The 11425-nt window shown below is 39.9% G+C and carries 7 protein-coding genes; 5 read left to right on the forward strand and 2 right to left on the reverse strand.

Translation table 11 applies throughout. From position 1 onward, the window contains the following. Positions 1–89: 89 nt before the first annotated feature. The 5 genes from DBR11_RS14110 (at position 90) to DBR11_RS14130 (ending at position 7506) form a co-directional block, all read left to right on the forward strand. Complete coding sequence (locus tag DBR11_RS14110) at positions 90–1172, forward strand: phytase (RefSeq protein ID WP_108553312.1); 1083 nt, start codon at positions 90–92, stop codon at positions 1170–1172. Between the two features lie 118 nt (positions 1173–1290). Further along, a complete protein-coding gene (locus tag DBR11_RS14115; RefSeq protein WP_108553313.1) occupies positions 1291–1905 on the forward strand; it encodes a TetR/AcrR family transcriptional regulator in 615 nt (204 codons plus the stop codon). 127 nt (positions 1906–2032) lie between these two features. Next, on the forward strand, positions 2033–3382 hold the full coding sequence (locus DBR11_RS14120; protein ID WP_108553316.1) for a TolC family protein: 1350 nt from the start codon (positions 2033–2035) through the stop codon (positions 3380–3382). Between the two features lie 23 nt (positions 3383–3405). Next, the gene (locus DBR11_RS14125) at positions 3406–4440 is read left to right on the forward strand and encodes an efflux RND transporter periplasmic adaptor subunit (protein ID WP_233260757.1); all 1035 of its coding nucleotides are present in this window, start codon (positions 3406–3408) and stop codon (positions 4438–4440) included. A gap of 15 nt (positions 4441–4455) precedes the next feature. Further along, a complete protein-coding gene (locus tag DBR11_RS14130; protein WP_108553314.1) occupies positions 4456–7506 on the forward strand; it encodes an efflux RND transporter permease subunit in 3051 nt (1016 codons plus the stop codon). 41 nt (positions 7507–7547) lie between these two features. Here DBR11_RS14130 and DBR11_RS14135 read toward each other — a convergent pair whose 3' ends face one another. Beyond that, positions 7548–9740, reverse strand: coding sequence for a GH92 family glycosyl hydrolase (locus DBR11_RS14135; RefSeq protein ID WP_108553315.1), 2193 nt, complete (start codon positions 9738–9740; stop codon positions 7548–7550). A gap of 75 nt (positions 9741–9815) precedes the next feature. Further along, the coding region (locus DBR11_RS14140; protein WP_108553318.1) for a SusD/RagB family nutrient-binding outer membrane lipoprotein at positions 9816–11425 on the reverse strand (1610 nt) is incomplete at its 5' end.

Below are 11425 nucleotides of genomic sequence, written 5' to 3' on the forward strand. Positions count from 1 at the left end.
GGTTAATGGCATTACTTATACCTCACCTGAACCTGCTACTTATATTGGTGCTTTTGGAACCAAATAACTTATAATATAACTATATCTACATGCATAAATCAATTATAGCCGCAGGCATTTTACTAATACAACTCCAACTGGCATGCGCACAAAAGCCAGCTATTCCTGTTTCTCCTCTTGAGGATAAGACCATTATTAAACCCGCTATAATTTCAGAGCCGGTACAGTTTGATTCTGATGATCCGGCCATTTGGCTAAATCCTTCAAATCCGTCAAAGAGTCTGGTAGTGGGTACAGACAAATCTGAAAATGGCGCTTTATATGTATATGATCTTCAGGGAAAGATTGTCCGTGTGGTTAAAGACCTCAAACGCCCCAACAATGTAGACATCGCTTATGGATTGGTTTTGAATGGAAAACCTACCGATATTGCGATTACAACAGAACGCATTACGCATAAGCTTCGCATTTTCACTTTACCAGATATGACTCCAGTAGATAATGGTGGAATTCCTGCATTCGAGGGAGAATTGGGTAAAGGATTTAGAGATGTAATGGGCATTTCTATCTATACCTCCAAAAATGGTAAAATGTATGCTATTACCGGCCGAAAAACCGGACCTACCACTGGAGGATATATTTGGCAGTACCTACTGGAAGACGATGGAAAGGGCGCTGTTAAAGCAACATTGGTTCGCAAATTTGGCAAATACAGTGGTAAAAAAGAAATAGAGGCCATTGCAGTTGACAATGAACTGGGCTATATCTATTATTCTGATGAACAGGTAGGAGTAAGGCAATATTATGCTGATCCTGAAAAGGGAAACGAAGAATTGTCTATTTTTGGTACGACTGGTTTTACAGAAGATCATGAAGGAATTTCAATTTATAAATTAACAGATACTACAGGATATATTCTGGTGTCAGATCAGGGCGCAAATAAGTTCCAGATATTTGACCGGGCAGGAACAAAAACAAAACCATTTGAGCACAAATTATTAAAGGTAGCCAATGTACAAGCTTCCCACAGCGATGGCTCTGACATAGTTTCTGTTCCCTTAAATGCAACATTTAAGCATGGTTTATTCGTAGTGATGAGTGATGATAAGACATTTCATTATTACAGATGGGAAGATATTGCAGGTAAACGGTTGAAGATAGCTGGTCAATAACTTTAGTTATTATTCGGTTAAAAGGCTTCTGATTGATGTCAGAAGCCTTTTTTTTGAAAATATTGGAATAATTTGGTTTTACTGAACAGTGTTCACTATATTTGCACCGTTATTTATTATGGCAATTAAAGATAGAAAAGAGCGGGATAAGCTGGACAGAAGAAAACTGATTATTGAATCGGCTACTAAACTGTTTCTGGAGCAAGGGTATGAAAAAACTTCTATCCGTAATATTGCCGATGATATCGAATATAGTCCTGCAACCATATATCTTTATTTCAAAGAGAAAGATGAAATCTTTTACGTGATCCATGAACAAGGTTTTGAACTTTTGGGACAGCAGTTTACTTTGTTGAGCCAAATTCAAAATCCCTTCGATCGCCTATTTGAAATGGGAAAGACCTATTTGAAATTTGGAGTCGAAAATCCGGATTACTACGACCTGATGTTTATTATGAGAGCTCCACTTGCTGAAATTGCGTGTCATGCTAATTGGGATGCCGGTGATAATGCTTTTCAATACCTTGTCAGAACGATCTCGGAATGTCTGGAGCAGCAGATGATCAAAGCCGGAGATCCGCACACTATTTCAATGAGTATGTGGTCTTTTGTTCACGGACTGGTTTCCTTACGCATCCGGGATAGATTTAAGTCCTTAAATATTGATGATGACCTAAGTGAGAACTTATTACTTCAAAGCCTGGATTATTTTATGCAGAACATAAAGGTTTAAAAAAATTTGCACTAACATAAACACTGTTCACTAAATAACCAATGATAATTTTTTTGAATTAAATCGTAACAAACAGAAAACCCACCGCTCTTAATAAACAGTGTTCATTTTATAAACAATGATTCAAATGAAATTGATTTTTAAATTTAAAACAGTCTTTCTGGTTATCCTGCTATACTGGGTACCAATGCAGGTCTTTGCTCAAAATCCCCTCCAAACTTATCTGGACGAAGCTTTAAGAAATAACCTTGGTTTGCATAAGCAAGATTTTGCTTTTCAAAAAAGCCTTTATGCCCTTAAAGAAGCTAAAGGACTTTTTCTGCCTGATGTGGAATTCAATACCTCTTATTTAACATCTGGAGGTGGACGTAAAATAGAAATCCCTATCGGGGATTTATTGAATCCGGTTTACAGCACTTTAAACAGTCTGACCAATTCGGGAAAATTTCCGCAAGTGGATAATGTGAGCCAGACCTTTAACCCCAATAACTATTATGATGCAAAGCTTCATACCACACTTCCTTTGTATAACGCGGAGATCATCTTTAACTCCAGGATAAGAAAGCAACAGATCAGTTTGCAGCAAGCGCAGTTAAAGGTTTACAAAAGAGAACTGGTTAAACAGGTTAAGTTAGCCTATTATGTTTATCTACAATCTCTACAAGCCGAAAAAGTATTGGAAAACGGATTGGCCTTGGCTATGGAGAATTTGAGGATCAACCAGGCGATGGTTAAAAATGGAAAGGCCATCAGAACGGTGATCAGTCGTGCGGAGAATGAAGTTGCCGGCCTTCGTGCACAGCAGGAGGATGCCAGGGCACAGACCCTTAATGCTGCAGCCTATTTTAATTTTCTGTTGAACAAGCCTCTAAACTGCAACATTGAAATAGAAGCCGAACGGCCTGTATTGATACAGAAGGATAGCCTTGAAGGTCATAAAAGAGAAGAATTGTTGGTGTTAGAATCTGCAACTCAAGTCAACCAATTTTCCCTCGGGTTAAGCAAAGCACATGTACTTCCAAAGTTGTCTACCTTTCTGGATTTAGGTAGCCAGGGAGATTTTGTAAAAGTGAATCGTGAAACGCCCTATTATCTATTCGGAGTAACCTTATCCTGGCAGATTTTCTCCGGAAATCGAAATCATAATAAGATACAGCAAGCCAGGTTAGACTTGAAAACCGCTGAAACAGAACTTAACCAGGCAGAACAACAATTACTGTTGGAAACAGAAACCGCACAGAACCGCTTAACAGCCGCACTTCAATCTTACAAAGCAGCTGTTAGCCAAAGTGCGCTTTCACTGCAATATTATAAAGATGAACAAAGACTTTACAAAGAAGGACAGGCACTTTACCTGGAATTACTGGATGCACAAACCAGGCTGATCAACGACCAGCTTAAAGAAAGCATAGCTTACCTGAATGTGCAAACCAGACAAACAGAACTAGAAAGAGCAAAAGCAAGCTATATACTTTAACCTACAAAGAAAAGAATTAAAAGATGAAACAGATCAACTATTTCGCGGTGCTGATGCTCAGCACTGCCATATTTACCAGCTGCAAACACTCAAAGCCAGTGGAAAAAACAGATAATACAGTTCCTGTAAAAGTTATTTCTGCAAATGAACTTCAGGAAAGCGAACCTTTGGAAACTTCGGGCCTGTTGTCTTCAGAACAACAAAGTAACCTTTCTTTTAAAACAGGCGGTATCATTAACCGTATCCTGGTAAAAGAAGGAGACCATGTTCGCAAAGGACAGGTACTGGCCTTATTGAATATGACTGAAGTAAGTGCGCAGATGAACCAGGCAGAAGAAACTTATCAGAAAGCAAAAAGAGATGCCCGGCGAATTGCCAATCTTTTTAAAGATAGTGTAAGTACCAGGGAACAACTGGAAAACACACAAACCAGTTTAGCTATTGCTAAAAAGCAATTGGATATTGCACGTTTTAACAACACTCAATCCAGTATTGTTTCTAATACAGATGGGGTAGTGCTAAAAAAACTAGCCAATGAGGGAGAACAAGTGGGAGGTGGTGCTGCTGTGCTATTTGTGAGTAGTGTTGCAGGTAAGGACTGGGTGATTAAATGCGGCATTACAGATAAAGACCGGGCCAGGATCAGTGGAAATGAGAAAGCAGAAATTCACTTTGATGCCTATGCTCAAACCTTTTCAGGAAAGGTCAAAACCCTCGCTCAGGGAAGCGATAGTGGTTCTGGTTTGTATCAGGTAGAAGTTCGGCTGGAGCCAGGAAATGTTCAGTTAATTTCTGGCCTGTTTGCCAAGGTTAAGATCTATCCTGCTGGCAAAACAGATTTGCTCTCTGTTCCGGTAGATGCTCTGATAGAAGGGAAGAACGATAGTGCTTATGTCTTTACAGTTGTAAATCAAAAGGCACAAAGGAAAGCCGTTAAACTCGCCTATTTAAAAGGGGATAAAGCGTTTATTTCCTCCGGCTTAACTTCTGGAGATCGGGTGATCAGGGAAGGTTCTGCTTATCTGACAGAAGGCTCTTTGGTTAAAATCATTAAATAAATAAAGACAAACAAGATGAAATTACCTGAATTCGCAGTAAAAAATTATCAGTTTACGCTCATTGTCTTTATTGCCGTATTTGCACTTGGACTGTATTCTCTGTTTACTATGCCTAGAAGCGAGGATCCGGAAGTACATGCACCACAATTTACTGTAGTGGTGGTTTATCCGGGAACAAGCCCAAAAGATATGGAGCAACTGGTAGTGGATCCGATGGAAAAGAAAATCCATGAACTTGACGATATTAAACATGTAACCACCAATATTAGTGATGGGCTTGCTGTAATGCAGGTGATTTACAAATACAGCTCCAATACGGATGACAAATACCAGGAGGTGGTGAGAGAAATCAATAGTTTGCGGGGAAGCCTTCCATCTGATATCTCAGACATCCGGATAGAAAAGCAAACGCCTTCTGACGTCAGTATCTACCAGTATGCACTGGTGAGTGAAAATGCTTCTAATACTACATTGAAAAAATATGCAAAAGACTTAAAAGAAAGACTTGAAAAAATAAAGGCTTTAAAAAAGGTAGCTTATGCAGGTGTTCCGGAGCAGCAGGTTAATGTGAAATTGAACCTGCAGAAAATCTCTCAGGAAAAATTGACCCAAAATCAGGTAATAGCCGCTTTACAAAGCGAGAATGTCAATATACCTGGGGGCAGCATCAGTATTGGCAATAGTAAAATGAACATCAAAACCAGTGGAAACTTTGCCAATCTGGAAGAAGTAAAAAATACAGTAGTCTATTCTGCGCAAGGGAAAGTTGTTTATCTCAAAGATATCGCCGATGTGACTTTGGGTTATGAGGATGAAACCCATATTACGCGTTTAAATGGTTACAGATGTAGTTTTGTGAATGCCAGTTTAAAGGATAAGGAAAATATTATCGCAGTTCAGGATAAGGTTGCGCCGGTTATAGATGCATTTAAGAAAGAATTGCCCACCAATATAGATTTGGTTAAAGTGTTTGATCAGGCTAAAAGTGTAGATGTACGTCTTTCTCATTTTACCCGTGATTTTGCCATTGCTATTTTGCTGGTATTGATTACTTTATTGCCTTTAGGTACCCGTGCTTCTGTGGTTGTGATGATTTCCATCCCACTTTCTTTGGCTATAGGATTAACTTTGATGAATCTACTGGGGTACAATATTAACCAACTCAGCATTGTAGGAATGATCGTTGCACTGGGCATCCTGGTGGATGATAGTATCGTTGTGGTTGAGAATATTGAACGCTATCTGCGAATGGGCTATGGTAAGCTGGAAGCTTCTGTGAAGGCAACTTCGCAGATTGGTATTGCAGTAGTTGGATGTACTGTATTGCTGATCTTTGCTTTCTTGCCTATTGTGTTCCTTCCAGAAGGTGCGGGTGATTTTATCAGAAGCTTACCGCTGTCGGTTATTACGACTATTCTGGCTTCTATGGTGGTTTCTTTAACTGTAGTGCCATTTTTGGCGAGTATTATTCTTAAACCACATGAAAGTGAGGAAGGAAATTTTCTGCTGAGGGCAATGAAAAAGGGAATTCATACGACCTATGGAACAGTATTAAATAAGGCGCTAAAACATCCGGCTATTACCTTAATGATCATTGGAGGAATATTTATAGCATCACTTGCTTTAGTGCCAGTAATTGGAAGTAGTTTGTTCCCTAAATCGGAAAAACCGATGTTTCTGGTAGAGATCGAAACCCCCGAGGGTACAAACCTGGCGACGACCAATGAAGTAACCCGTTATGTAGAATCTGTATTAAAGAAGGTACCTGAAATAAGTTCTTTTGCCAGTAATGTTGGAAAGGGAAATCCAAGGATTTATTATAATGTTGGACAGCATAACGAGAGTGAGAACTATGCCGAGATCTTTATCCAGGTAGAAGGTTTGCAGACAAGAGAAAAGGTTGCTGTGATAGAGAAACTGAGACAGCAACTTAAGGATTACCCAGGGGCTACTATTAAGGTTAAGGACTTTGAACAAGGACCACCTGTGGAAGCACCTCTGGCTTACCGTATCTATTCCGATGATTTGGCTGCTTTGCGTAAAACGGCTTTTGATGTGGCTGCCCTGATAGGCAAAGTAGATGGTACCATCTATGTAAATAATCCTTTACTGGTGAAACCAACAGATCTTAAAGTGACCATCAATAAAGAAAAAGCGGGAATACTTGGTGTTGCTTCCGCAGATATAGACAAGACAGTCAGGCTGGGGGCTGCCGGTTTAAATGTAGCTACCTACCGGGAGGATATAGGGAAGGCAGATAATTATAATGTGAATGTTTCTATTCCGAGAAATGCAGACATTCAGGATGTCAGTATATTTGACCGTCTGTACGTTCCTTCTGCCTCAGGACTGAACATTCCTTTTAAAAATGTAGCCTCTGTTGGATTTGAAAGTTCTCCTAATCAGATCAGGCATTACGATAAAGACAGGTATGTAACCATCTCCGCATTTGTAAAGCCAGGTTATAATGTACAGCAACTGGATCAACAGATTACAGCGCAATTAAACCAGTTTAAATTCCCCAAAGGTTTCTCCTTTAAAGTTGCTGGTGAGAAGGAAAGTAAGGAAGAGAGTTTTGGAAACCTGGGCATCATTCTAATCGTTACGGTATTTGGATTTTTAGGTGTACTGATCCTGGAGTTTAAAACCTTTAAAAGCATTCTGATCGTACTCTCGGTAATCCCTCTGGGAATTGTTGGGGGCTTGATTATGCTTTATCTTGCTGGAGAGACCTTGTCATTTACAGCCACAATAGGCTTTATAGCCCTGGTAGGTATTGAGGTCAAAAATTCCTTGCTTGTTGTAGATTTTACCAATCAACTCAGGGCACAAGGCAGAAGTATCCAGGATGCAATTGTAGAAGCAGGGGAAATCAGGTTTGTTCCTATCTTGCTAACCTCTTTAACTGCAATTGGTGGGTTATTGCCATTGGTCATTGAATATAGCGAATTGTATTCGCCACTTGCACTGGTCTTGATTGGTGGTCTGATCAGTTCTACCTTACTGTCCCGTTTGGTTACACCTGTCATGTATAAATTATTGCCACCAGTTGTAGTTCCTGAATAAAAAAAATGCCCGTTGAGGAATATCAGCGGGCATTTTTTTTATTATTTATGAGGTTTGGGTCCCATTACAAATTCAAGTACACCACCTTTTAAGAGTTGTTGGTGTGTAATGTAATTTTTGGTATAGGGTTGGCCATTTAATCTGGTACTTTGGATGTATACATTTTGTTTGCTGTTGTTTTTTGCCTTGATGGTAAATTTTCCTGCCGGAACAGCGATATTTACTTCGTCGGCAGAAGGACTGCCAAACATGTAATGTCCGCTGGCAGGGTTTACAGGATACATTCCTGCGATACTCCATACCGCCCAGGCACTCATCTGGCCACAGTCTTCATTTCCTGCAATTCCATCCGGCTGATCATGATACATAGAATCTACAATCATTCTAATCCGCTCTTGAGTTTTCCAGGATTTACCAACATAATCATATAGATAAGCAATATGATGACTTGGCTCGTTGCCATGCGCATACTGACCAATCATTCCACTAACATCCGGTGATTGATTTTCGCCAGTCATTTTTGAACTGACACTAAACAGGGAATCCAGTTTTTTAACGAAGTTTTCATTACTGCCATATTTTTTGGCAAGCCCATTAACATCATGTGGTACAAAGAAGGTATGCTGCCAGGCGTTGCCTTCTGTAAACATAGCTTTATCCGGATCGTGTTCAGAATAGTAAGGGTCGAAAGGGGTAACCCAGCTACCATCCGCATTTTTTGCGCGGGCAAAGCCAATACGGGTATCAAACAAAGGTTGCCAAAAAGTAGAACGTTTTATAAAGTAATCGTAATCTTTTCGAAGATTCAATTTTTTTGCAACTTTCGCAATGCACCAGTCATCATAAGCATATTCCAGGGTGATGGTTACGCTGCTTCCATATTTGTCTTGTGGAACATAACCATATTGACGGTAATAATTGCTTCCCCTAATGTCTTGCATGGCACTTTTCTTCATCGCTTCATAGGCAAGTTTAACATCTATTCCTTTGATGTCTTTTAATATGGCGTCGGCAAGTACGGGAACCGCGTGGTAACCTGTCATGGTGTTGGTTTCATCACTGCTCAGGTCCCAAACAGGTAACAGGCCATTTTCTTTATAGAAAGCCAGCATAGAGTTCAGAATACCAAGATATCTTTCGTTTTGGGTAAGGGTAAAAAGCGGGTTTAATGCCCTGAATGTATCCCAAAGAGAGTAGGCGGTATAACGTTGCTGTCCAGCCGGCATTTTATGGATTTCGCCCTTTGCATTCTGATAGGTCCCGTCAGTATCAGAATATAAGGTAGGGGCAATACAAGTATGATAAAGTGCAGTATAGAAAATACGTTTTAATTTTAGGTCATCGCTCTTAATTTGAACTTTGGCAAGTTCATGTTCCCATTTGGATTCTGCTTTTTGCTTGGCCTTTTCAAAGCTCCAACCTTTGATTTCCTGCAGAGCCAAGAGTGCTTTATCTGTGTTTACAGTTGATAAGGCCACTTTCATTTTGATCTCTTTGTTTTCAGAAAACAGGAGTTGAGCCAGAACAGAACTTCCTTTAGCTTCTGTGTCATCGTATGCAGTCCCATCTACATTCAGATAGAATTTCTGAAAAGGAACAGATGTTTTTACCGCGAAATATACCCTTTGTGTTTTTGCCCATCCGGTTGAATAACGGTAACCCACCAGGGTAGAGTCATTTACCTTTTTGATGTAGGTTGCCGTAGGTTTGTCCCAGTTAATGTGATAGCCAAGGTCTATTTTGATCACAGGCTGTGTATGGGCTGGAAAGGTATAGCTATGGAATCCACAGCGCTCTGATGCAGTTAAAGCCACATTGATGCCATTGTCCATCTTTACCCTGTAATACCCAGGACTTGCGCTTTCATTTTTATGGTCAAAAGTAACTTGTCCGTGATCGGCTGTATCTGTAGTAAGTTTGATCTGGGGCATAACTGAAATGTCATACCAATCACCAATTCCAGTGCCACTTAAATGCATATGGCTAAATCCGGTAATGGTATGGTCACTGTAGTTGTATCCACTGGTCCAGTCCCATGCAGAGGTTCCTTTTTTAGGGTTATCAGGACTGAGCTGTACCATTCCGAAAGGTACGGTTGCGCCAGGAAAGGTATGGCCGTGACCACCTGTTCCTATAAAAGGATCTACATATTGGGTGAGTTTAGTTTGTGATTTTGCTGTTCCCACAAAAAAAAGAAAGGCCAGCATGATTAGATATTTGTGTGCGTGTATCATTCGTGTGTTATTCTTACTTAGGGCATTTAATAAAATAAGCGGTCAATTTAGAGACCGCTTATTTTAATTTGTTTGTTAGAAATTACCTTTGTTGGCAACATCCCACCAAAGTCTTGTTCCTCCATTGTCTGCTGGTGTGGTTAGCATTTGAATGGCCTTTTGAACTTCAGCATTATTTGTACTGTATTCATTTTGGCTAAATGGCAACCTGCGTATCTGAATATCAGTACTGATCGTTCCTCCACTATTGTTGTTCGCTACAGGAATTAATTTAGGGTAACCTGTTCTTCTAAACTCACTCCAGGCTTCTTGTCCTTCAGGGAAATTCGCTATCCACTTTTGAGTGATGATGCGCTCAAGCTTTTGTTCAGCGTTTGCGGCTTCATCCCATTTTATAGTAATGGCAGAAGGAGATGGAGCATTATTTTTTGTGTTTAACGGATCTACATATGCAGCAGGAACGCTTGTATTGTCAGCTAAATAAGTACTCGAACTCACACCCCATTGAGCAAATGAAGTTTTGATACCTTGCTCATACAGACTTTGGGCAGTTCCATTTACGTTGTTCCAATTTCTTAGTGCTGCTTCTGCTCTTAGAAAATAAACTTCGGCTGCGGTCATTAATACTGGTGGAGTTCTCAATGTGAAAGAAGGATTTGTTCCATCTTTGTAATTAAGCGTTGAGTAATTATTATAGGAACTTCCTCCTACACCAACAGTTGCGGTGTTTGCCCCAATGCGAATTCCTTTGTACTGATCCGCAGAAGTAGGATCTGAAGATTTATCCATATACTTTCCAATCCGCGGATCATTGTAACCAGTCATATAGGTTTGTATAGAAGAGCCAATGCATATATTTGCCCAATTTATGGTAATAAAAGCTAAAGGATTACTAAAATTCCCCGCTGGTACTGCCACTTGCACGATTTGTGTATTGTCGGTAATTACACCACCGTTTGCTGGATCCAATGCCTTTTCTCCCTGTAATTTGGCCAAAACTGGATCAATTTTAACAATTCTCAATGCCAAGCGTAATCTTAATGAATTTGCGAAACGCAACCAGTTTTCAAATTCCGTGCTTTTGTTACTGCCATAAATTAAATCCATGGTAGAAAATTCAAAAGGCAGCGATTTACCGCCAGCAATAAATGTTTTTAATGCAGCGGTAGCTTCATCCAGATCTGCAAAGAAATTGTTGTATACATCTTTTTGGCTATCGTAAGGTATACCTGTAGCATTTGCCGTAAGAGGGCCGACTTTACTATATGGAACAGGACCGTAGATATCTGTTACACGGTGCATGCCCTCAACCTGCATAATCTGAGCTATAGCCCAGATACCTGGATATTTTTGGTCCACACCCAATCCTTTGATGATGCTTACATATCTCATGACGTCCAGATAACCCACTTTAAATGGCTCTTTATTCCAGCCAGTGTTTAGGGCATAACTTAAATTACTATTGTAAAATCCAGATACCTGGCTCATAAAATAGCCAGAAAAGCAATCTGAATTTAAGTTCTGCTGTAATTGGTAAGAATTGGGATCACCACCACCAGAGAAGTTATATACTCCCATTTGGATGTGTTTAAAGGCAGTTTCCATATTGATGTCTACTGCTAAATTGCTTGTATTATATTCTTTAAAATCTTTTTTACAAGATACACCAAATAGCATTAAAGAAC

The sequence above is a fragment of the Pedobacter sp. HMWF019 genome, assembly GCF_003061025.1.
Classification (GTDB): domain Bacteria; phylum Bacteroidota; class Bacteroidia; order Sphingobacteriales; family Sphingobacteriaceae; genus Pedobacter.